The organism is Lentzea terrae (assembly GCF_003265345.1).
Taxonomy (GTDB): Bacteria; Actinomycetota; Actinomycetes; order Mycobacteriales; family Pseudonocardiaceae; genus Lentzea; species Lentzea terrae.
Window position 1 is genome coordinate 136,384 of the sequence record NZ_QFWW01000007.1, and the last position, 20,997, is coordinate 157,380.

The following is a 20,997-nucleotide window of genomic DNA, read 5'->3' on the forward strand; positions in this document are numbered from 1 at the left end:
CCACGGCGACACGCCGACGAAAGATCACCCATTCGAGATCACACCTGTCCCAGCCGGTACCCGACGCCGCGCACGGTCTCCAGCAGCGCGGGACGGCCCAGCTTCGTCCGCAACGTGGCGACGTGCACGTCCAGTGTGCGGTTGGCGCCGGACCACGTGCGTCCCCACACCTCGGCGAGGATCCGCTCCCGTGTGCACACCGCGCCACCCGCCGCCATCACCAGCGCGAGCACCTGGAACTCCTTGCGCGACAGGGCGACGGCTTCACCCGCCACGGTGACTTCGTGACGCCCCAGGTCGACCCGCACGTCGCCGGTCTCGAACACCTCCGTCGACACCGCTCCCACCCCGACCGGATCGGCTCCGCGCCGGCGCCGGACGGCGTGCACACGCGCGACCAGTTCGCCCACGTCATAGGGCTTGACCAGGTAATCGTCGGCCCCGGCGTGCAGGCCGAGGATCCGGTCGTCGATCTCCCCTCGCGCCGACACGACGATGATCGCGACGTCCGAGGCGGCCCGGATGGCGCGGCACAGCGTCACGCCGTCCATGTCGGGCAGGCCGAGGTCGAGCAGCACCACGTCGACGCCGGTGAGGCGGTCGAGCGTGCCGCGTCCGGTGGCCTGCCGGTCCACCTGGAAACCTCGTCTGGTCAGGGCTGGGACCAAGGCCTCTGCGACCCTGTCGTCGTCCTCGACGAGCAGCACGCGCACTTTCGCTACCTCCCGGGCAACCGATGTCTGCCTGTGACAGAGTTGAGACCCTAAGTCTTGCTCAATGTCCTGGACTGGTGTGGTGGCGGACACCTAGGTTTCCGCCAACGCCGACGACCCCAAATGGAGGACTGGATGACTGCCGCCTCTGCCCCGCCGATGATTCGTGTGGCGGGTGTGGACAAGTTCTTCGGCCCGTTGCACGTGCTCAAGAACGTGCAGCTGGAGGTGCCGAAGGGGCAGGTCGTGGTCGTGCTGGGGCCGTCGGGTTCCGGTAAGTCGACCCTGTGCCGGACCATCAACCGACTCGAGCCGATTGATTCCGGCGTCATCGAGGTCGACGGGCAGCCTCTTCCCGCCGAAGGAAAGGAACTGGCCCGCCTTCGTGCCGATGTCGGCATGGTGTTCCAGTCCTTCAACCTTTTCGCGCACAAAACCATCGTCGAGAACGTGATGCTCGCTCCGGTGAAGGTGCGCAAGACCCCGGCGGCCGAGGCGCGCAAGACCGCGATGGAGCTGCTGGAGCGCGTCGGGATCGCCAACCAGGCGGAGAAGTTCCCGGCTCAGCTCTCAGGTGGGCAGCAGCAGCGTGCGGCGATCGCCCGCGCGCTGGCGATGAAGCCCAAGGTGATGCTGTTCGACGAGCCCACGTCCGCGCTCGACCCCGAGATGGTCCAGGAGGTCCTGGACGTCATGACGGGCCTGGCCAAGGACGGCATGACGATGCTGGTCGTCACGCACGAGATGGGCTTCGCCCGCAAGGCCGCGGACCGGGTGATCTTCATGTCCGACGGCGAGGTCGTCGAGGACTCCACCCCGGAAGAGTTCTTCTCGGCCCCGAAGTCCAACCGCGCGAAGGACTTCCTTGGCAAGATCCTGACTCACTAGAAGTCAGCCCACTTTCGAACGAATGGCAGGAGAAGGACGATGAGGGTTCGCACCCTTGCGGCGGTGCTGCTGACGGGCGCACTGGCCCTGACCGCGTGTGGCAAGGAGGGCAGTCCGACCGATTCCGGCGCGCCCGCCGGCCTCTTCGAGGTCGCCAAGGACGTCAAGGTCGACGGTTCGCCCACGTTCGAGAAGGTCAAGGCTCGCGGCAACCTCGTCGTCGGCGTCAAGGAAGACCAGCCGGGCCTGGGCTACAAGGACCCGACGACGAACAAGTACAGCGGCTTCGACATCGACATCGCGCGACTGATCTCCGCGAAGCTGGGCTTCGACCCCGAGAAGATCCAGTTCAAGACGATCCAGTCGGCCGCACGCGAGCAGGCGCTGATCAACGGTGACGTCGACTACTACGTCGGCACCTACACGATCAACGCGGGCCGCAAGGAGAAGGTCGGCTTCGCCGGTCCGTACTTCGTCGCCGGTCAGGACCTGCTGGTGAAGAAGGACAACACCGACATCACCGGCAAGGAAGCCCTCAAGGGCAAGAAGGTCTGCTCGGTGACCGGTTCGACGCCGGCCAAGCGCATCCGCGACGAGAAGCTCACGGAGCCGGGCGGCAGCATCGAGGAGTTCCAGGGCTACTCGCAGTGCGTCACCAAGCTGCTCAACGGTGAGGTCGACGCGGTCACCACGGACGACGCGATCCTCAAGGGCTACGCGGCCGCCGAGGACGGCAAGCTGAAGGTCGTCGGCAAGACGTTCTCCAGCGAGCCGTACGGCGTCGGCCTGCCCAAGGAGGACACCGCCCTGCGCGGCAAGGTGAACGACATCCTGCAGGCGTCGCTGGACGACGGCACCTGGCAGAAGATCTACGACGGCACCCTGGGCAAGTCGGGCTCGTCCGCCCAGAAGCCGAAGATCGACAGGTACTGACGGTTTCGCACGTGGCCGGTGGATCCCACGTGGGTCCACCGGCCGTTCCTTTGAAAGCGGACGACGGCAAGGAAACCGATGAGCGTCCTCACCAACAACCTAGATCTGTTCCTGCGCCTGTTCGGGCAGACACTGCAACTCTTCGCGATCTCCGCTGTGCTGTCGCTGGTGCTGGGCACGTTCCTCGCCGCGCTGCGGGTCAGCCCGGTGCCGGTGTTCCGGGGCATCGGCACGCTCTACGTGACGGTCCTGCGCAACACGCCGTTGACGCTGGTGTTCGTGTTCTTCGTCTTCGCGTACCCGCTGCTGGAGATCCTGAGGATCGACAACTACGTCGCGGCTGTGGTGTCGTTGTCGCTCTACACGGCGGCTTTCGTCTGTGAGGTCGTGCGGTCCGGCATCAACACGGTGCCGGTCGGCCAGGCCGAGGCGTCCCGCGCGCTCGGTCTCACGTTCGTGCAGATGCTGGGCAACGTGGTGCTGCCGCAGGCGTTGCGCTCGGTGGTGCCGCCGATGACGAGCACCATGATCGCGTTGCTGAAGAACACGACCGTCGCGTCCGGGTTCGCCGTCGTCCAGGCCGGCAACATCCGCGAGTCGCTGTCGGAGCAGGGTGAGAACGTCCTGCTCGGACTCCTGTGGGTCGCGCTCGGCTTCGTCATCCTGGTGATGCCGCTGACGTACGCCCAGCAGGTCTTCGAGAAGCGGTGGAGCGTGGCCCGATGAGCATGGTGCTGTTCGACGTCCCCGGCCCGAAGGCCCACGCACGTCACAAGGTCATGGCGGTCATCGGCATCGCGGCCGTGCTCGCCGGGGTGGCGTACGTCGCCTGGCGGTTCATCGCCACCGACCAGTTCTCCGAGCGCAGGCTGGACTGGATCAACTACAAGCAGATCCAGCTGTCGCTCGTCGAGGCGATCGGCAACACGCTCAGCGCGTTCGCGGCAGGCGCGGTGCTGGCGCTCGCGTTCGGTGCGATCTTCGCGGCGGCCCGGCTGTCCGACCACGCGTGGGTGCGCGCTCCCGCGGCGGTGATCGTCGAGATCTTCCGCGCGATCCCGCTCGTGATCATGATGTTCTTCTTCTACTACGGCCTGCCCGTGGCCGGGGTGAAGCTGAGCGCGTTCACGGCGGTCGTGTTGAGCCTGATGCTCTACAACGGCTCGGTGCTCGCGGAGATCTTCCGCGCGGGCATCAACTCGTTGCCCAAGGGGCAGAGCGAGGCGGCGTACGCGCTGGGCATGCGCAAGACGCAGGTGATGACGTTCGTGCTGCTGCCGCAGGCGTTGCGGGCGATGATGCCGACCATCATCAGCCAGCTCGTGGTGCTGCTGAAGGACACGGCGCTCGGCTTCTTGATCACCTTCGAGGAGCTGCTGAGGTGGGGTACCCGCATCGGTGGTGACGCGGTGAACTTCGGCCGGCCGATCATCTCGGTGATGATCGTGGTCGCCGCGATCTACATCGGACTGTGCCTGTTGCTGGCGTGGCTCGCGAACTACCTCGAGAAGCGCAACCGCCGCAACAAGAAGGTCATCCACGTGGATGCCGACGACATTCCCGAGATGGCGCCGGTCTGACGTGAACGACAGGAACGGGGCGTGTCCACATCGGACACGCCCCGTTTTACTTCCAGCGCACGGACTCGCAGTTGTTCGCCACGTAGTCCGCGGCCAGTGAGCCGTCGCCCTTCTTGGCCTTGGCGGCCGCCTCGCGGGCGTAGCGCTGCCCGTCCGGGTCCTCCGGCGAGAACTTCGGCAGCACCTCGTCCATCACCTCGAGCGCCTTGGACTCGGCTGTCCGGTCGCCACGTTTCCGCGCGTCCTCCCAGCCGAGGTACCAGGCGCACGAGTTGGTCATCTCCAGGACGATCCGCTCACTGCCCGCCGGTGCCCTGTCCGGTCCCGGCCCTGATTTCTCCGCCAGCACGGCCAGATCCGGCTTGCGACCGTCCGGCCAGGTGAACCTGGCGGAGCTGTCCTGCACGGCTTTCGCGTACTGCTGCTGGTTCACCAGCTGTGGTTGTGCTTGTGGTGCCGCACAACCGGCCACCAGAGCCACCGCGAGCAGTGCGGTCAGTTGCCGCTCCACCACAGCGTTCCCCCGACGGTGCCCTCGGTGTACGGGCTGTTCGACGCGAGACAGAACTTGGTGCCCGCCCTGAAGTTCGTGCCCACGTGCTTGCGGGTCTCCTCCATCCGCACGAAGGAGCCGCGCGTGTTGCGGTCGCCGCACTTGTACCAGGCGAGCTGCATGACGCCGCCGAGCGCGACCCTGGCGTCGATGTTCGATCCGGCGACGGTGATCGTGCGCGCGTTGGTGAACCAGGTGATCTGGTCCTTCTTGAACGGCACCGTGATCGTGGTTGACGCGGCCTGTGCGGGCGCCGCCGACAGCATGGCAAACCCCACGGCGGCCACAACGGCGATAACACGTTTCATCAAGAGATCCCCCTCAGGAGTAGACGTTCCAGTCGACGACGCCGCACCAGTCCGGCTCGCTGCCCACGACTTCCAAGTGGAACGTCGTGCCGGCGGGAAAGTTCGAGCCGATGCGCCGGCGCGCGCGGTCCCCAGCCGGGAACAGGACGGGACTGCCGGCCACGCGGTGGTCGCCGTCGCGGAACCAGCGGATCTCCAGATCGCCGGAACTGGACGTGACCCGCAGGTAGACGTCCGATCCGTCGGCGGTGATCGTGCGGACGGCGAGCAGGTCGGCCGATGCGGTGCGCATGCCGCGGAACGTATCGACGCGAGCGGAACCGGGTCGTCTCACGAACAGTGGATCTCCCGTCAACTTTCGCGGTACGCTCTGAGTTGGGGGATCTACCGCGGTGACGTCACATGATTGAGGGGCCTTGTGACGCGCGTTCTCGTAGTTGACGACCAGCCGTTGTTCAGAGCGGGCCTGGTCGCGTTGCTCAACGCTGCACCGGATCTGACCGTCGTCGGCGAGGCCGCGGACGGCGATACCGCCGTGCGCCTGGCCGAGTCGACGCGGCCGGACGTGATCCTGATGGACATCCGCCTGCCGAGGCTCACCGCGTTGAAACGGGTGGCGGCTTCGGCGCGGGTGCTGGTGCTGACCACCTTCGACCTCGACGAGGACGTCCACGAGGCGCTGCGGCTGGGTGCCGCGGGGATCGTGCTGAAGGAGTCCGAACCGGCCAGGCTGCTCGCGGCGATCAAGGCCGTGGCGTCCGGCGAGATGCAGTTCAGTCCCACCGTGCTGCGCCGGCTCGTCGCGGCCTACCTGCGCGGTGATGTTCCTGCCGCGCCGTGGGTTCCGATCGGTCTGGGCGACCTCACCGAGCGCGAACGGGAGGTCCTGAGGCTGGTCGCCACCGGCATGACCAACGCAGCGATTGCGAGCAAGCTCAGCGTCACCGAGGGCACGGTGAAGACGCACCTCAACCGCGTGATGACGAAGCTGCGGCTGACCAGCAGGGCCCAGGCCGTGGTGACGGCCTACGAGTCCGGGCTGGTCACGCCGCAGCTCGCCGGGTGACTACCAGCGCAGGCCGAGGTGGGCGAAGTCCGGGCTCATCTTGTTGATGCTCACCGAGACGTACCCGGCGTGGACGCCCTCACAGGTCCACGAACCGGCCGGGTCGTCCGACCAGATCTCGCGCTTGCAACCGGTGGGGCCCTGGCTGTCCCACACCTCCCAGCTGGCGCGGTAGTTGCCGAACGGCCAGCTCCGGACGAGGTCGGCGTCGACGGAGAGCCGGCCGCCGGGGAACTGGTCGGTCGCGATGGAGCAGTCGCTCTGCGACGGAATCGGCCCGCACACGCCGTTCGTGCTGCCCTGGATCGCCGCATGGGCAGGTGCCGGCAGCAGCACGAGCACAGCGGTCACCAGCAATCCCAGAATCTTCATCTCTTCCCCCCAGAAATGTCAGAACTCGCCACAAACCGGATCAGCGGCACGCGTGAACGTGTCTCCCGTCTTCATCCAGAACTCCGCACACCACAGCGAACCGTCGAACGCCTTCTGGTTCACCTCGACGCGATAGGACTCCTCGAAAGTCCAGAACTTCGTCTCGCTGTCGGCGATGTGACCGTTCGGGCCGAACATCCGGTAGAAACCGGTGTGACTGGCCGGACCCACGGGCGTGAGCTGCCCCATCATCCGCAACACCGAGCAGCTGTCACCTCTCTGCCCGAGGATGTGCAGCGCCACCACGCCGTTTCCCTGGGGATCGGGTACGGAACAACCCGATTCCCGCGCGGATGCCGACGGAACAAGCAGAACCGACATCAACGCCGCCACGACGACAGCGAAAAATGCTCGCATATTCGAATCCCCCAATTCGTGCTGGATCCTCAGTACAGCACCGGACGCCGACACGGGCGCACTGAAAACCGGGGGAAACCCACGAACGTGGCAATCGGGCGAAAACAGCCCCGCGTCCCGTGGGCCGGAGCTACGATGCCCGGCCCACGAGACGGCTTGCTAGCGCTTGAACAGCTTGTTGCCGAGCCAGACGATCGGGTCGTACTTGCGGTCCGCCACGCGTTCCTTCATCGGGATGAGCGCGTTGTCGGTGATGTGGATGTGCTCGGGGCACACCTCGCTGCAGCACTTGGTGATGTTGCAGTACCCGAGCCCGTGGTCGTCCTGCGCCTGGTCGACGCGGTCGGCCGTGTCGAGCGGGTGCATCTCGAGCTCCGCCACCCGCATCAGGAACCTGGGCCCGGAGAACGCTTCCTTGTTCTCCTCGTGGTCACGGACCACGTGGCAGGTGTTCTGACACAGGAAGCACTCGATGCACTTGCGGAACTCCTGCGAGCGCTCGACGTCCACCTGCTGCATCCGGTACTCGCCCGGTGCCAGGTCCTTCGGCGGCGCGAACGACGGGACCTCGCGCGCCTTGGTGTAGTTGAAGGACACGTCGGTGACGAGGTCGCGGATGATCGGGAACGTCCGCATCGGCGTGACCGTGATCGTCTCCGACTCCTCGAAGACCGACATCCGGGTCATGCACAGCAGCCGCGGGCGTCCGTTGATCTCCGCGGAGCACGAGCCGCACTTGCCCGCCTTGCAGTTCCACCGCACCGCGAGGTCCGGTGCCTGCGTGGCCTGCAGCCGGTGGATGATGTCGAGCACGACCTCACCCTCGTTGACCTCGACGGTGAAGTCCTCCAGCGCGCCGCCGGAGTCGTCACCGCGCCACACCCGGAACTTCCCCTGGTAGCTCATGACAACTCCTCGGCGGTGAGGTACTTCTCCAGCTCGGTCCGGTCGAACAGGTCCAGCAGGTCGGAGCGGATCGGGATCTGCGGTTTCTCCTCGACCGTCACGCCGTCGCCGGAGACGTTGCACACCAACAACTTCCGCCGCCACTCCGCGTCCATCGACGGATGGTCGTCGCGGGTGTGGCCGCCGCGGGACTCCGTGCGCAGCAGTGCCGCCTTGGCCACGCATTCCGACACCAGCAACATGTTCCTCAGGTCGAGCGCGAGGTGCCAGCCCGGGTTGAACTGCTGGTGTCCCTCGACCGTCAGCGACTGGGCCCGCTCCTTGAGCTTCTCCAGGCGCTGCAACGCCTCTTCCATCTCGGCCTGCCGGCGGATGATGCCGACCAGGTCGTTCATCGACTGCTGCAGCTCCATGTGCAGCGTGTACGGGTTCTCCCCGCCTTCCTGCTGGAACGGCTTGAGCGCGGTCGCCCGTGCCTCGGTGACCGTGTCCTCGGAGACGGCCGGGCGCTGTTCGAGTGCCCGCACGTACTCCGAGGCACCCGCACCGGCCCTGCGTCCGAACACCAGCAGGTCCGACAGCGAATTTCCACCTAGGCGGTTCGAGCCGTGCATGCCGCCGGAGACCTCACCGGCGGCGTAAAGCCCTGCCACGGAGGAGGATCCGGTGTCCGGGTCGACTTCGACGCCGCCCATCACGTAGTGACAGGTCGGCCCGACTTCCATCGGCTGCGCGGTGATGTCCACATCGGCCAGTTCCTTGAACTGGTGGTGCATCGACGGCAGCCGCTTGCGGATCTCCTCGGCGGGTAGACGCGTTGACACGTCGAGGAAAACGCCGCCGTGGGGCGACCCGCGCCCGGCTTTCACCTCGGAGTTGATGGCGCGCGCGACCTCGTCGCGTGGCAGCAGCTCCGGTGGGCGCCGGTTGTTGGCCTGGTCGGTGTACCAGCGGTCGCCTTCTTCTTCGTTGTCGGCGTACTTGTCCTTGAACACCTCGGGGATGTAGTCGAACATGAACCGCTTGCCTTCGGAGTTCCGCAGCACGCCACCGTCACCGCGGACGGACTCGGTGACGAGGATGCCTTTCACAGAAGGCGGCCAGACCATCCCGGTGGGGTGGAACTGGATGAACTCCATGTTGATCAGCGAGGCGCCCGCGCGCAGTGCCAGCGCGTGGCCGTCGCCGGTGTACTCCCAGGAGTTCGACGTGACCTTGAACGACTTGCCGATGCCACCGGTCGCGAGGATCACCGCCGGCGCCTCGAACAGCACGAACCGGCCGGACTCGCGCCAGTAGCCGAACGCGCCGGCGATCCGGTCACCGTCCTTGACCAGGTCGGTGACGGTGAACTCCTGGAACACCCGCAGGCGTTCCTCGTAGTCGCCGAACTCCTTGAAGTCCTCCTGCTGCAACGAAACGATCTTCTGCTGCAACGTGCGGATCAGTTCGAGGCCGGTGCGGTCACCGACGTGCGCGAGGCGCGGGTACTCGTGGCCACCGAAGTTGCGCTGCGAGATGCGGCCGTCCTTCGTGCGGTCGAACAGCGCGCCGTACGTCTCGAGTTCCCAGACCCGTTGCGGTGCCTCCTGCGCGTGCAGCTCGGCCATCCGCCAGTTGTTGAGGAACTTGCCACCGCGCATGGTGTCGCGGAAGTGCACCTGCCAGCTGTCGCTCGAGTTCACGTTGCCCATGGCGGCGGCGATGCCACCCTCGGCCATCACCGTGTGGGCCTTGCCGAACAACGACTTGCAGAGAACGGCGGTGCGCATGCCGTGCTCACGGGCCTCGATCGCGGCACGCAACCCGGCACCACCGGCACCGATCACGAGAACGTCGAACGAATGCCTTTCCAGCTCGGGCAAAACCACTCCTTAGTTGATGAAGCGGAGGTCGGAGATCGTTCCCGAGGCGACCAGCGCGACGTACAGGTCGGTGAGGCAGACGAAGATCAGCGAAGTCCAGGCGAGCAGCATGTGCCGGTTGTTCAGCTTGGAGATCTGCGTCCACATCCAGTACCGGACCGGGTGCTTGGAGAAGTGCTTGAGCCGCCCGCCCGCGATGTGCCGGCACGAGTGGCACGACAGCGTGTACGCGGCGAGCAGGCCGACGTTGACCAGCAGGATGATGTTGCCGAGGCCGACGCCGGTGCCGAACGCGAGGATCGCGTCGTAGATGTTGATCAGCAGCAGGACCGAGGCCGCGTAGAAGAAGTACCGGTGCAGGTTCTGCGCGATCAGCGGGAACTTCGTCTCACCGGTGTACTTGCTGTGCGGCTCGGCCACGGCGCACGCGGGCGGCGACGCCCAGGCGGCCCGGTAGTAGGCCTTGCGGTAGTAGTAGCAGGTGATCCGGAAGCCCAGCAGGAACGGGATGATGATCACCGGCGGCGTGAGGAAGCCCGGCAGTGCCGGGAACCACTGACCGAAGTGCGCGGCCGCCGGGACGCACTCCTCGGTGAGGCACGGCGAGTACATCGGTGTGAGGTAGTGGTACTGGTCGACCCAGTAGAAGTCCCCCTGGAACGTGCGGAACGCCGCGTAGATCGAGATGAGCAGCAGGCCGACGAATGTCGTCAGCGGCGGCAACCACCATCGGTCCGTGCGCAGAGTCCTGGCGGCGATCTCTGCCCTCGCCATTACTCACCTTTCTGGGGGTCCACGCCGTTGTGGAGAAACGCCGAACGGCCCCCGCGTCTCGCGGGGGCCGTCTGATCAGGTCGGCTCAGGTCCGGTTGCGGTAGCCACCGAGTCCTTCGTCGTCTGCGTCCTTCCACAACGACTCGTCGTAGGGCGTGTCTGGCACGACCACGACCTCGCGTTCCACTTGAGGCGCTTCCCGCTGCCTCGGGGTGGTGCCGAGATCGACGAGTTCGGTGGCGTCGATGTCCATGCGTTCTACGTCGTTGGCAAGGCGTTGCACAGCTGCCACGTCGCCGTACTTGGCGCGCAACGAGCTGACGCAGTGCCGCATCTGACCGATGACCCGGCGCAGTTCGACGATCTCCGTGGACGTCATGGGACACCTCCGTTCCAAGGTCGTGCCCCGCACTCTGCCCAATCTCAAGCCATGTGACAAGCACCACACGCCAAGATTCAAAACTGGCCACGTCTCAGCTACTGAATCGTTTTTGTGTCTACGACCAGCCATGACTTACTGTGTGTGGCGTCACGCCCGTCCGTGGGACGCCACCGTTGTCGTCTCGTGAGGGCCCCACCACGGCCCGTGATGACCCGGAGACCCCCATGACCGAACTGCATCCTGTTCTGACAGAGGTGACACGCCGGATCGCCGCCCGAAGCGCCGACACCCGCCGTGCGTACCTCGAACGTGTGGCCGCCGCCGCACAGGACGGAACGTCCCGGTCCGGCTTCGCGTGCAGCAACCTGGCGCACGGCTTCGCCGGAATCACCGGCGGCGACAAGGCGGCGCTGCGGGCGCTGCGCAAGTCCAACGTCGCGATCGTGTCGTCCTACAACGACATGCTGTCGGCCCACCAGCCGTTCCAGGAGTACCCGGCCTGGATCAAGGACTCGGTCCGTCTGGCCGGCGGCGTGTCCCAGTTCGCGGGCGGCGTGCCCGCGATGTGCGACGGCATCACCCAGGGCCGCGAGGGCATGGAGCTGTCGCTGTTCAGCCGCGACGTCATCGCGATGTCCACCGGTATCGCCCTGTCCCACGAGATGTTCGACGCCGCCGTGCTGCTGGGCGTCTGCGACAAGATCGTGCCCGGGCTCTTGATCGGCGCGCTGTCGTTCGGCCACCTGCCGTCGATCCTGGTACCCGCGGGCCCGATGGCGTCCGGACTCTCCAACAAGGAGAAGGCCCGCGTCCGGCAGCTATACGCGGAGGGCAAGGCGTCGCGCGAGGACCTGCTGGAGGCCGAGGCCGCGTCGTACCACTCCCCCGGCACCTGCACGTTCTACGGCACCGCGAACTCGAACCAGATGGTCGTCGAGGTCATGGGCCTGCACCTGCCGGGCGCCTCGTTCGTCCCGCCGGGCACTGGTCTGCGCCGCGCTTTGACCGAGCACGCCGGACGCCGCGCCGTCGAGATGGCCCGCGGCGAGGGCTACACCCCGATCGCCCACATCGTCGACGAGAAGGCCGTCGTCAACGGCGTCGTCGCTCTGCTCGCGACCGGCGGCTCCACCAACCACACGATGCACCTGGTCGCCATCGCCGCCGCCGCGGGCATCGAGCTGAGCTGGGACGACTTCTCCGACCTGTCGTCCGTCGTGCCGCTGATCGCGCGGGTCTACCCGAACGGCAGCGCCGACATCAACCACTTCCAGGCCGCGGGCGGCGTCCAGTTCGTAGTCGGCACTTTGCTGGACGCCGGGTTGCTGCACGCAGACGTCAACACCGTGGTGGGCCACGGCCTCGACCGCTACCGCCAGGAACCGATGCTCTCCGACGGCGCACTGGTCTGGGTGGACGGCCCTGGCCGCTCGCTGGACCTCGACGTCCTGCGCCCCGCTTCCGACCCGTTCGCCTCCGACGGCGGCCTGCGCATGCTCTCCGGCAACCTCGGCCGCTCGGTCATCAAGGTCTCCGCAGTGGCTCACGAGAACCACGTCGTGGAGGCCCCCGCCCGCGTCTTCACCACGCAGGAGGCCTTCCAGGAAGCCTTCAAGGCAGGCGAGCTCGACCGCGACGTGGTCGTCGTCGTCCGCCAGCAGGGCCCCCAGGCCAACGGCATGCCCGAACTGCACAAGCTCACCCCGCCGCTCGGCGTCCTGATGGACCGCGGCTACAAGGTCGCCCTGGTGACGGACGGCCGCATGTCCGGCGCTTCGGGCAAGATCCCCGCCGCCATCCAGCTCACCCCGGAGGCTGCGGTAGGCGGCCCGCTCGGCCGGGTCCGCGACGGCGACGTCGTCCGGTTGGACGCCACCGCCGGCACTCTCGAGGTCCAGGTGTCGGCCGAGGAGCTCGCCTCACGTCCGCTCGTCGACTTCCCGCCGACCGGGCGCGAATGGGTCGGCACGGGGCGCGAGCTGTTCGCCGCTCTGCGCCGCACCGTCGGGCCTGCCGACCGCGGCGCAACGGTGTTCGGCCCCATTACCGCCGACCACTTCGCCCCGGTCTCGCTCCTCTGACCAGCCCCCCAATCAATATATTGGCGCTCGACATGCCCGCCGACCTGCCCCTTAGCAATGACTCTTTTGACTTCGTCCGCAAACGAGCTATTGCAAGGGGCGTCGGCAGCCGGTCGGCGCCGCACCCCGCCGCCCAGGCCAGCCCCGCTCCCTCCGATGCCCGCTCGACCGCCTTTGCAATGAGTCTTTTGACTTCGTCCGCAAACGTTTTTTGCATCCGAGGGTGGTAAGCAGGCGGTGGACGAGGCGGCGGCGGTGGGCAGCGGAACCTAGCAGCATGCGATATATCAGTTTTCGATCTTCGAAGTGGCAAGGAGTGACACCGTGACCAACGGCGACAATCCCAGGGCGACCACCGGAGCCGACCTGCTCGCGCTCTCGCCCGTCATCCCCGTCGTCGTGGTCGACGACGCCGACCACGCGGTGCCGCTCGCCCAGGCATTGCTGCGCGGTGGCGTCCGCGTCATCGAGCTCACGCTGCGCACCCCGGCCGCGCTCGCCGCGATCGAGAACGTCGCGCGCGAGGTGCCGGAGATCGTGATCGGCGCGGGCACCGTCACGGCGCCGGAGCACGCCGAGCAGGCCGCGAAGGCCGGGGCGGCGTTCCTCGTCACGCCCGGCAGCACCGACCGGGTCCTCGACGCCGCCGACGCGACCGGGCTGCCGTACCTGCCGGGCGCGGCGACCGTGTCCGAGGTGATGCGGCTGACCGAGCGCGGGCTGAACGCGCTGAAGTTCTTCCCGGCCGAGGCGGCGGGCGGCGTCGACTACCTGAAGTCGATCGGCGGTCCGATCCCGCAGGTGAAGTTCTGCCCGACCGGCGGCATCACCCCGCAGACCGCGCCGAACTACCTCGCGCTCCCGAACGTCGGCTGCGTCGGCGGCTCGTGGCTCGCCCCGAAGGACGCGCTCGCGCAGGGCGACTGGGACCGCATCGAAACGCTTGCCCGCGAGGCCAGCCGGCTCGGGTAACCCAGGTCACCGACCGGAAATTCGGCTCACATCACGAGACCGGCGTCCCACCACGTTGGAACACTCACCCAACGGGAGGTGACGCCGGTCTCCAATTGACAGGAGTTTGAGGAAAGGCGAACCGCGCGCGGACCAATTGAGATTCGCACCGGAATAACGCTCATCTCGCCGGTGTCACACTTGCTCGTTGCAATGACGCGCGAGAGGAGCAGGTGTGGCTGTCCAGGAAGCCGACGTGGCGGGGTTGGTCGGGGAGCAGCTGACTATGTCGGCTTTCAACCAGCTTTCCGGCAGTCTGGGTGGTTATTCCTTCGTCAAGGTGGTCGTCGACCGGCACAACGGGACGATCCACTTCCTGAACAACGCGCGCCACGAGTTCCACGCCATCTACATCGGCCAGGAGATCCTGGGCATCGCCGAAGAAGAGATGCGCGCGCGGATCGACGAGTTCAACCAGAGCTTCTACCACGCCTCTGACCGGCGGTTCTTCCTCGGCATCCTGTCGCTGCACAAGCGCGAGGACAAGCGCATGTTCTCGCTGGAGACGGTCGAGGTCGACACCATGTCGACCGACATGATCGAGTTCTTCTACGGCGAAGTGCGCAAGAACGTCGACGCCGCGACGCCGTTGTTCTTCAAGCCCGCCAACCACCTCCAGGAACAGGCGGTCGCGGAGTTGCCCGTGGAAAGGCTTCCACGGATCCTGGCGCACGAATTGTTCTCCACTGCGGAGTTCGTGGCGTTGAATCCGGGTACGACGAAGGGCCGGCTGCGCGCATTCCGCACAGAGCAGGAGTACCGGCAGAACTCGCTGGAGTGGTTCGACATCGTCGTGATGCACCGCGTTCCCGACGACATTCCGAGGTTGGCCGGCATCATCAACGCGAGCCACACCACTCCCCTGTCGCACACGAACGTCCTGGCGACCGGCTGGTCCATCCCGAACGCCATCCAGCTCGGCGCGTTCGACCTGATCGACCGCGAGCACCTGGACGGCCAGTGGGTCGAGTACGAGGTGTCACCGAAGAGCGCCGAGGTCGGCCTGCGGCTGATCGACGAGCCGGAGGACCTGGGCCAGCGGCCAGCCTGGTACGCGCAGCGCATCACGCTGGAGGAGCCGGAGGACACCTACAACCCGATCCTCAACCTCGGCAAGATCCGCTACAACGACAGCCACCGCTACGGCACCAAGGCCGCCAACCTCGGCGAGCTGCACCACGTGCTCGCGAACGAATCACAGCGCCGGCTGCTCGGCTTCTTCTCGGTGCCACGCCCGCCGCGCGACAACCTCATGCCGTACCTGGCGAAACTGCTCGGCAAGAACGAAGACGACGACCTGCTCGCGGCCGCCCAGCAGTTGCTCGCGGAACGGGTGCGGGTGCCGCGCGGCATCGCGTTGCCGTTCTCGATGCACCAGGGCTTCCTGGAGTCGTCGCCGAAGATCCAGCAGGCCATCGGCAAGCTGAAGATGGCGCTGGAGCTCAACGCCCGCGAGATCGAGCCGTTGTGCGTCGAGCTGCAGCGGTTGATCCGCAAGACGCGTGTGCCGGACTACTTGCTGTCCGAGCTGGACAGTGCGCTCATCGAGAACCTGGCCGGTGTCCGGACCTTCGTGGTGCGCAGCTCGTCGAACGCCGAGGACCTCGCCGGGTTCTCCGCGGCAGGCATCTACGAGTCGTACAACCACGTCACCAGCGCCGAGAAGATCGTGGAGTCGGTCAAGGAGGTGTGGGCCTCCCTCGTCTCCGCCCGCAGCGTCCGGCTGCGGCAGCAGGCCGGCATCTCGCTCGACGACTGCTTCATGGGCGTCGTGATCCAGGAGCAGGTCCAGGCGGGCTTCGGCGGCGTCATGGTCACCACGAACCCCATGAACCGCAACGACTTCCGCAACGTCTACATCAACGTCTCGCCGAACGTCACCGACGTCGTCGAGGGCTCGAAGCAGCCGATGCAGTACCTCTACTCCACTGTGGAGGGTGGTGGACGAACCGTCTCCCTCGGTGACGCGAGTGCAGACCTCGACGCCAACGGGCACGCCCAGCTGCAACGGCTCGCGGTCGTCGGGCGGTTGCTGCAGGCGCACTTCTCGCCGGACTACACGTTCGACTCGCCGGTCGACATCGAGTGGCTCGCCACCGACGAGATCCTGTACGTCCTGCAGCTGCGGCCGTACTCGATCTGATGCTGGGTCTTCGCGTACCGGCGACTCCGGAAGTGGCGCGTGCCGTCCGCCTGACGTACGGCTTCCAGTTCTTCTTCGGGCTGCTGCTGTGGATCCCGATCTTCTACGAGTACCAGAAGCAGCTCGGGCTGAGCGACGCCGAGATCTTCGGCATCCAGTCGATCTACTACATCGCGTTCTGCCTCATGGAGATCCCGACCGGCATGGTCGCGGACCGCTTCGACTACCGCACATCGATGTGGCTCGGCGCGAGCGTGCTGGTCGTGGCGAACCTGGTACCGGTGCTGGCCGGCAACTACACCGGGTTCCTGATCCACTTCCTGCTGATCGCACTGGCCAGGTCGTTGATCTCCGGCGCCCAGAGCGCGTACCTGTACGAGTACCTCAACGCGCACAACGCCGGGCACCTCTACCTCAAGGTCGAGGGCGTCGGCCGGTCGTACAGCCTGGTCGGCAAGATCGTGTGCTGGCCGGTGATCGGCCTGCTCATGCAGTGGAACATGCCGTCGCCGTACTGGCTCACCGCGATCAACGCCGCGATCGCGGTGGTCCTCGCGCTGAAGCTCCCGCCGATTCCGGGCTGGCAACGTCCGGAGGGCAAGACGTCGAAGCTGCTCGCGGGTGTCGGCGGCGCGTTCGGCTCGCTCAGGACCTCGCGCTGGCTGTTGCTGCTGATGGTCCAGGGCATCGCGATGTTCACGCTGGTCCGGATCCTGCAGGTGAACCTGTTCCAGCCGGTGCTCGAGTCGAAGGACGTCTCGGTCAGCTGGTACGGCTCGGTGCTCGCCGCGATGACGATCTTCGAAGCAATAGCAGCCGCACGCCCGCGCTGGCTGTCGCGCAAGATCGGGCCCGCGAAGTCGGTGTTCCTGCTGACGGTCGTGATGGCGTTGTCGATCGGCTTCATCGTGCCGTCCGGTGGCGTCGTGACGATCGTGTTGCTGTGCCTGTTCTCCGTGACGGCGGGCATGAGCTTCCCCATCCAGAAGCAGCTGCTCAACGACGCGATCCCGGATTCCCGGTACCGCGCAACACTTCTCTCGATGGAGTCCATCATGGACCGCGCGGTGTGCGCGGTCGTCGCGATCGCGCTCGGTGCCTACCTCGCGGGCGGGCAGCTCAACGAGTTCCTGGTGCTGTCGTCGGTCGTCACCGTGATCCTGATGGCACTGCTGGCGGGCCTGCTGATCGCCGTCAGGACCACAAGGCGGCGACGAGCTCAGCTCGCCCGGTGATGCCGAGCTTGCGGTAGGCGCTCGACAGGTGCAGCTCCACCGTGCGGCGGGTCAGGTGCAGGGTCTCGGCGATCTGCCGGTTCGTCAGGCCCTGCGCCGCCATCCGCGCGACCCTGTTCTCCTGCTTGGTCAGGCCCTGCACCTGGTCGTCGCCCTCGTTGCGAACCTCGTCGCCGGCGAGCTTGGCCAGCGGGTGCGCGCTGAGCTGGCGCGCCAGCTCGAAAGCCCGGCGCAGATGTGGAGCCGCCTCGCAAGTGCGGCCTTTGCGGCGCAGGTGATGTCCGAGCCAGTACAACGACTGGGCGTGCAGCAGCCGGTGCGGTGACGAGGCGAGAACCTGTTCCGCCTCAACGAGGACATCGACATCATCCGTGCTGATGCCAACGCTCATCAACGCGGTCCCGATCACGCGCGTGGAACCCCACCGCTTGGCCAGGTCCAGCTCTTCGTGAGCGAGCCTGGCGGCATCATCCCGGTTGCCCAACGCCAGGTGAGCGCGCACGGCGTGGTGGCGCCACGGGATCAGCGCCGGGTTCGGCATCTCCCGGGCAGCCAGCCGCCGGCCCACCTCCAGCAGGTCCTCCAGCGCGCCCTCCGCGTGACAGGACGCGAGCTTGAGCCGGCCGCGGGCGTAGACGACGTTGATGTGCTGCAACAGGTCGCCGTCCTCGGTGACGAGCGGGGCGGCCTCGTCGAACTGCCCCATCTCGATGCACACCTCGGCGAGCTTCGCCGTGGCCAGCAGGACCGACGGGCAGTCGAGGTTGCCCGTCGAGACCGGCGGCGTCAGGAAGGTGTAGGCCCGCGCGAGATCACCGCTGTTGTGGAACGCGGCGGCGCGGGCGATCATGCTCAGCATTCCGCGGCGCAGGTGCGGGTCGTACGACGTCGGCGCGGTGCTGTGGGAGAGCCAGAGCTTGTTGATGTGCTCGGGATGATCGGCGAGCACCGGCACGAGGAACGTGAACAGGTAGGGCTCGCCGAGGACGTCGACCCACTCGCCGTCGAGTGCCTCCAGCGCGTGGTCGACGGCTTCCGCGGCCGAGTCGCCGCTGCAGGCGTTGCCGACCGCGAGCAACGCCGACCGCGCGCGCCGCAGGTTCGGGTCCTGCGGGATGTCGCCGATGAGGTCGTCGAAGTACTTGCCCGCGCAGTTGGCCATCCTGGCGTCGCGGTTGGCGGACAAGAGATACGTGGTGCAGACGATCTTCCAGACCGTGTCGCGGTCCTCCGGCAGCAGCCGGGCGATCACCATGATCGCCAGCGAGACGGCGAAGTGCGCGTCCGAGCCCGTGCACATGTTCTGGATCAACGACAGCGCGACGTTCGCGGCGAGGTGCGGGTCCTCGCAGGCGGTGAGCGCGTCCCGGACCCGGTCGCGGCCGTCCTTGTTGTTCTTGAGGTGTTCGGCGTGACCGAGCTCGACCTCGATCGACAGGCGGTCCTCTTCGGACAGCTGTTCGTCGAGCGCCCGTTCCAGGTGTTCGACGCCGCCGACCTCGCGCAACAGGTCGACGGACCACGGCAGGCGGACGGACCTGGCCTTCAGGACGTGCTCGGCGACGCGTTCGTCGGGCGCGTCGGACTCGAACAGCAACCACGCGGCGCGGGCGTGCGCGGCGGACCGGACCGCGATCGGCATGTCGGCGAGGATGCTGTTGCGCACGAACGGATACCGGAACGACAGCGGGTCCGTGTCGGCGAGCACGCCGAGGCGGACGAGCGTGTCGACCGCGGGCAGCGCGTCGAACCCGGTCAACGCGGACAGGAGCTCGAGTCCGGCGTCACCGTCCAGCACGGCGGCGGATCGGGCGACCTCGGCGGCACCGGTGTACTCGCGCAGCCGCATGCCGATCATCTCGCCGACCGCGGCCGAACCCTCGCCTTCCTCACGTAGCAAGGCTTGTAGCAGATACGGGTTGCCGCCGGTGAGCTCGTGACAGCGCTGTGGATCTCGGTCCGGGAGGTCTTCGGTGAGCTGCGCGATGGCCGCGACGTCGAGGCCGTCGAGGTCGATGCGGTGCGGGTGGGCACCGGCGATCTCGGGCAGCGTCACCTCGTCCGTGGACAGGTAACCCTGCGAGGCACCGAGAGCCATGACGACCGGCAGGCCCTGCAGGCGCGGCCGCAGGTAGGCGAGCGCGCGCTTGGAGAAGGTGTCGGCGACGTGGACGTCGTCGACGACGATGAGGATCGGTGCCCGGCGCGCGGAGTTCGTGGTGCGCGCGTACAGCTCCTCCAGGTCGTGCTCGTTCGCGAGACATGGCGCGAGCTGACGCACCACGGCCCCTGGTAAGTGGCTCTCCAGGCGGGCGCTCTTGGCCAGGCGGACGGTGAACCCGCGATCCCTCGCCTCGGCGGTGAGGGCGTCGAGCAGCGCGGACTTGCCGATGCCGAAGCCCCCGGTGACCACCACGCAGGAGGCCGTTCCTTGCAGTGCGTCGTCCAGCAAACGTCCGAGAGCCGCGAGTTCCGCGTCCCGGCCGAGCAGTGGAGATGTCACCTCTGCCTACCCCTGCTTTCGGTACCGAGAGGACCGCAGGCCGAAGGTTTCGGTGTTCCTTCGGTGAGGACCGTAGAGACCTGCGCTTCGTCGTCGGGCAAACTTACCCACAGGTAACGGTGAACGGAACTGTGAGCTGTGCGGGAGAGCGCGATGATCTGGGCCAGGCTGGTGCGCGGGTGGCTCCGCCTCGTCTGTGCGCTCATCGGCTCGCCCACCCGCTCAGACGTGGCGGAACAGCGGAAACTGCTCAGCGTGAGCGGACACCGCGCGCGTCAGGGTGCCGACCTCGACGGGGTCGGCGGGGCGCGTGGACAAAGACTCCACCACCGAGAGCACCGCGGCGACGGCCACCACGACGCCCGCCGCCACCACCAGGATGCTGCGCGTGATGCGGCACGGGTGGCGCCCGGCCGGTTGGCCGACGACCTCACGCAGCACCGGCGCGAACATGCCGAAGTCGGCCGCGTCGCGCTGGCAGCTCTCGCACCCGGCTAGGTGCCGGGAGAAGATCACGTGCTGGTCGGGCTCGAGGACCCCGAGCACATACGCCGCAACATCACCGCACGACCCCTCCGGGCTCGTGCGGTTTTCGTCGTTCGCGGCTTCGTCTGAGGCTCCTGCCCCGTGCTCCCCGTGGTCGTGATGTGGTTGACGGATCACCATCACGCTAGCTCCTGTCCTGCAGCGCCCGGCGGATCGTGTGCATCGCCTTGTACAGCCGGGACTTGACGGTTCCTTCTGGGACTCCCAGAACGATCGCGGCCTCCTTCACCGTTCGCCCCATGACATACGTTTCGTAGATAGCTGAACGATGTTCTTCACTCAATTGGCGTACCACGTCGGTAATGACCATCACCGAAAGTGTCTGTTCGGTGTCGTCCGGAGATTCGGCGATGTCCGGGCGAAGCAATTCCACTTCCTGCGGCCGCGCCTGTCGGCTGCGCCATCCGTCGATCACAATGCGACGAGCCACGGTACAAAGCCAGCCGCGCAACATCCCCGGTTCACGAACGAGATGCGCGGAGTTCTGCCAGGCCCTGATCAACGTCTCCTGGACGACGTCTTCCGTCCATTGGCGGTCGTAGTTGGTCAGACACAGGACCTGCGAGAACAGCATCCGCTGGAACTGCCCGTAGAGGAGCGTGAGCAATTCCTCGTCCTGATGGACTTGAGCGACCCTGCCCTGATCAACCATGAAGCTTGCGACCTCCCCAGATATCGGCGACGGCTTCGCTTCGGGCGGCAGGCCTAGCGACTCGGTGGC

22 protein-coding genes are annotated in these 20,997 nt (G+C 66.8%); 9 read left to right on the forward strand and 13 right to left on the reverse strand.

From position 1 onward, the window contains the following. Nucleotides 1-38 precede the first annotated feature (38 nt). Nucleotides 39-713 (reverse strand): response regulator transcription factor, encoded by a 675-nt coding sequence (locus DI276_RS12575; RefSeq protein ID WP_112263482.1) that lies wholly within the window; start codon nt 711-713, stop codon nt 39-41. Nucleotides 714-872: 159 nt separating this feature from the next. Here DI276_RS12575 and DI276_RS12580 point away from each other — a divergent pair, with 159 nt between their 5' ends. The 4 genes from DI276_RS12580 (at nt 873) to DI276_RS12595 (ending at nt 4,114) form a co-directional block, all read left to right on the forward strand. Then, nucleotides 873-1,601, forward strand: coding sequence for an amino acid ABC transporter ATP-binding protein (locus DI276_RS12580; RefSeq protein WP_198680630.1), 729 nt, complete (start codon nt 873-875; stop codon nt 1,599-1,601). Nucleotides 1,602-1,640: 39 nt separating this feature from the next. Next, nucleotides 1,641-2,534: a glutamate ABC transporter substrate-binding protein gene (locus DI276_RS12585; RefSeq protein WP_112263483.1), complete on the forward strand. Its 894-nt coding sequence runs from the start codon at nt 1,641-1,643 to the stop codon at nt 2,532-2,534. 78 nt (nt 2,535-2,612) lie between these two features. Next, nucleotides 2,613-3,260: an amino acid ABC transporter permease gene (locus DI276_RS12590; RefSeq protein ID WP_112263484.1), complete on the forward strand. Its 648-nt coding sequence runs from the start codon at nt 2,613-2,615 to the stop codon at nt 3,258-3,260. Then, entirely contained in the window at nt 3,257-4,114 is an 858-nt protein-coding gene (locus tag DI276_RS12595; RefSeq protein ID WP_112263485.1) for an amino acid ABC transporter permease, read from the forward strand. Before DI276_RS12590 ends, DI276_RS12595 begins: the two co-directional genes overlap by 4 nt. 46 nt (nt 4,115-4,160) lie before the next feature. Here DI276_RS12595 and DI276_RS12600 read toward each other — a convergent pair whose 3' ends face one another. The 3 genes from DI276_RS12600 to DI276_RS12610 are packed head-to-tail and all read right to left on the reverse strand — an operon-like array spanning nt 4,161 to nt 5,267. Next, on the reverse strand, nt 4,161-4,625 hold the full coding sequence (locus DI276_RS12600; protein WP_157984673.1) for a hypothetical protein: 465 nt from the start codon (nt 4,623-4,625) through the stop codon (nt 4,161-4,163). Next, nucleotides 4,610-4,975, reverse strand: a complete 366-nt coding sequence (locus DI276_RS12605; protein WP_157984674.1) for a hypothetical protein — start codon at nt 4,973-4,975, stop codon at nt 4,610-4,612. The genes DI276_RS12600 and DI276_RS12605 overlap by 16 nt, the downstream gene beginning before the upstream one ends. A 13-nt stretch (nt 4,976-4,988) precedes the next feature. After that, complete coding sequence (locus tag DI276_RS12610; protein WP_112263488.1) at nt 4,989-5,267, reverse strand: hypothetical protein; 279 nt, start codon at nt 5,265-5,267, stop codon at nt 4,989-4,991. A 126-nt stretch (nt 5,268-5,393) separates the two neighbouring features. Between DI276_RS12610 and DI276_RS12615 the strand changes: the two genes are divergently transcribed. Then, a complete protein-coding gene (locus DI276_RS12615) occupies nt 5,394-6,041 on the forward strand; it encodes a response regulator (RefSeq protein WP_112263489.1) in 648 nt (215 codons plus the stop codon). Here the strand turns inward: DI276_RS12615 and DI276_RS12620 are convergent, their stop codons facing one another. From DI276_RS12620 to DI276_RS12645, 6 genes are all read right to left on the reverse strand, one after another. Further along, nucleotides 6,042-6,413 carry a hypothetical protein gene (locus DI276_RS12620; protein ID WP_112263490.1) on the reverse strand — a complete coding sequence of 124 codons (372 nt, stop codon included), beginning with the start codon at nt 6,411-6,413 and terminating at the stop codon, nt 6,042-6,044. Between the two features lie 18 nt (nt 6,414-6,431). Further along, nucleotides 6,432-6,830: a hypothetical protein gene (locus tag DI276_RS12625; RefSeq protein WP_157984675.1), complete on the reverse strand. Its 399-nt coding sequence runs from the start codon at nt 6,828-6,830 to the stop codon at nt 6,432-6,434. A gap of 159 nt (nt 6,831-6,989) precedes the next feature. Beyond that, on the reverse strand, nt 6,990-7,736 hold the full coding sequence (locus DI276_RS12630) for a succinate dehydrogenase/fumarate reductase iron-sulfur subunit (RefSeq protein ID WP_112263492.1): 747 nt from the start codon (nt 7,734-7,736) through the stop codon (nt 6,990-6,992). Further along, nucleotides 7,733-9,601, reverse strand: coding sequence for a fumarate reductase/succinate dehydrogenase flavoprotein subunit (locus DI276_RS12635; RefSeq protein WP_112263798.1), 1,869 nt, complete (start codon nt 9,599-9,601; stop codon nt 7,733-7,735). The genes DI276_RS12630 and DI276_RS12635 overlap by 4 nt, the downstream gene beginning before the upstream one ends. A gap of 9 nt (nt 9,602-9,610) precedes the next feature. Beyond that, nucleotides 9,611-10,375, reverse strand: a complete 765-nt coding sequence (locus DI276_RS12640; protein WP_112263493.1) for a hypothetical protein — start codon at nt 10,373-10,375, stop codon at nt 9,611-9,613. Nucleotides 10,376-10,460: 85 nt separating this feature from the next. After that, the gene (locus DI276_RS12645; RefSeq protein ID WP_112263494.1) at nt 10,461-10,754 is read right to left on the reverse strand and encodes a hypothetical protein; all 294 of its coding nucleotides are present in this window, start codon (nt 10,752-10,754) and stop codon (nt 10,461-10,463) included. Nucleotides 10,755-10,981: 227 nt separating this feature from the next. Between DI276_RS12645 and edd the strand changes: the two genes are divergently transcribed. From edd to DI276_RS12665, 4 genes are all read left to right on the forward strand, one after another. Beyond that, the gene (gene edd, locus DI276_RS12650; protein ID WP_198680602.1) at nt 10,982-12,838 is read left to right on the forward strand and encodes a phosphogluconate dehydratase; all 1,857 of its coding nucleotides are present in this window, start codon (nt 10,982-10,984) and stop codon (nt 12,836-12,838) included. Between the two features lie 324 nt (nt 12,839-13,162). Continuing rightward, nucleotides 13,163-13,810, forward strand: coding sequence for a bifunctional 4-hydroxy-2-oxoglutarate aldolase/2-dehydro-3-deoxy-phosphogluconate aldolase (gene eda / locus DI276_RS12655; protein WP_232836621.1), 648 nt, complete (start codon nt 13,163-13,165; stop codon nt 13,808-13,810). 214 nt (nt 13,811-14,024) lie between these two features. Beyond that, a complete protein-coding gene (locus tag DI276_RS12660) occupies nt 14,025-15,992 on the forward strand; it encodes a PEP/pyruvate-binding domain-containing protein (protein ID WP_232836622.1) in 1,968 nt (655 codons plus the stop codon). After that, nucleotides 15,992-17,227 (forward strand): MFS transporter, encoded by a 1,236-nt coding sequence (locus tag DI276_RS12665; RefSeq protein WP_112263495.1) that lies wholly within the window; start codon nt 15,992-15,994, stop codon nt 17,225-17,227. The genes DI276_RS12660 and DI276_RS12665 overlap by 1 nt, the downstream gene beginning before the upstream one ends. On the opposite strand, the gene DI276_RS12670 is transcribed toward DI276_RS12665, so the two are convergent. The 3 genes from DI276_RS12670 to DI276_RS12680 all read right to left on the reverse strand — a co-directional run bounded on the left by DI276_RS12670 (nt 17,187) and on the right by DI276_RS12680 (nt 20,928). After that, on the reverse strand, nt 17,187-19,730 hold the full coding sequence (locus DI276_RS12670; protein WP_112263496.1) for a BREX system ATP-binding domain-containing protein: 2,544 nt from the start codon (nt 19,728-19,730) through the stop codon (nt 17,187-17,189). The genes DI276_RS12665 and DI276_RS12670 overlap by 41 nt on opposite strands. 222 nt (nt 19,731-19,952) lie before the next feature. Beyond that, nucleotides 19,953-20,396 (reverse strand): zf-HC2 domain-containing protein, encoded by a 444-nt coding sequence (locus DI276_RS12675; RefSeq protein WP_112263802.1) that lies wholly within the window; start codon nt 20,394-20,396, stop codon nt 19,953-19,955. Nucleotides 20,397-20,400: 4 nt separating this feature from the next. After that, nucleotides 20,401-20,928, reverse strand: a complete 528-nt coding sequence (locus DI276_RS12680) for a sigma-70 family RNA polymerase sigma factor (protein WP_112263497.1) — start codon at nt 20,926-20,928, stop codon at nt 20,401-20,403. Nucleotides 20,929-20,997: the final 69 nt, after the last annotated feature.

Bases quoted from the DNA above. Each gene is read 5' to 3' on its own strand.
- DI276_RS12580 (WP_198680630.1), top strand. From the start codon at position 873: ATGATTCGTGTGGCGGGTGTGGACAAGTTCTTCGGCCCGTTGCACGTG.
- DI276_RS12585 (WP_112263483.1), top strand. From the start codon at position 1,641: ATGAGGGTTCGCACCCTTGCGGCGGTGCTGCTGACGGGCGCACTGGCC.
- DI276_RS12590 (WP_112263484.1), top strand. From the start codon at position 2,613: ATGAGCGTCCTCACCAACAACCTAGATCTGTTCCTGCGCCTGTTCGGG.
- DI276_RS12595 (WP_112263485.1), top strand. From the start codon at position 3,257: ATGAGCATGGTGCTGTTCGACGTCCCCGGCCCGAAGGCCCACGCACGT.
- DI276_RS12605 (WP_157984674.1), bottom strand. From the start codon at position 4,975: ATGAAACGTGTTATCGCCGTTGTGGCCGCCGTGGGGTTTGCCATGCTG.
- DI276_RS12610 (WP_112263488.1), bottom strand. From the start codon at position 5,267: ATGCGCACCGCATCGGCCGACCTGCTCGCCGTCCGCACGATCACCGCC.
- DI276_RS12620 (WP_112263490.1), bottom strand. From the start codon at position 6,413: ATGAAGATTCTGGGATTGCTGGTGACCGCTGTGCTCGTGCTGCTGCCG.
- DI276_RS12625 (WP_157984675.1), bottom strand. From the start codon at position 6,830: ATGCGAGCATTTTTCGCTGTCGTCGTGGCGGCGTTGATGTCGGTTCTG.
- DI276_RS12630 (WP_112263492.1), bottom strand. From the start codon at position 7,736: ATGAGCTACCAGGGGAAGTTCCGGGTGTGGCGCGGTGACGACTCCGGC.
- DI276_RS12640 (WP_112263493.1), bottom strand. From the start codon at position 10,375: ATGGCGAGGGCAGAGATCGCCGCCAGGACTCTGCGCACGGACCGATGG.
- DI276_RS12645 (WP_112263494.1), bottom strand. From the start codon at position 10,754: ATGACGTCCACGGAGATCGTCGAACTGCGCCGGGTCATCGGTCAGATG.
- edd (WP_198680602.1), top strand. From the start codon at position 10,982: ATGACCGAACTGCATCCTGTTCTGACAGAGGTGACACGCCGGATCGCC.
- DI276_RS12665 (WP_112263495.1), top strand. From the start codon at position 15,992: ATGCTGGGTCTTCGCGTACCGGCGACTCCGGAAGTGGCGCGTGCCGTC.
- DI276_RS12675 (WP_112263802.1), bottom strand. From the start codon at position 20,396: ATGGTGATCCGTCAACCACATCACGACCACGGGGAGCACGGGGCAGGA.
- DI276_RS12680 (WP_112263497.1), bottom strand. From the start codon at position 20,928: ATGGTTGATCAGGGCAGGGTCGCTCAAGTCCATCAGGACGAGGAATTG.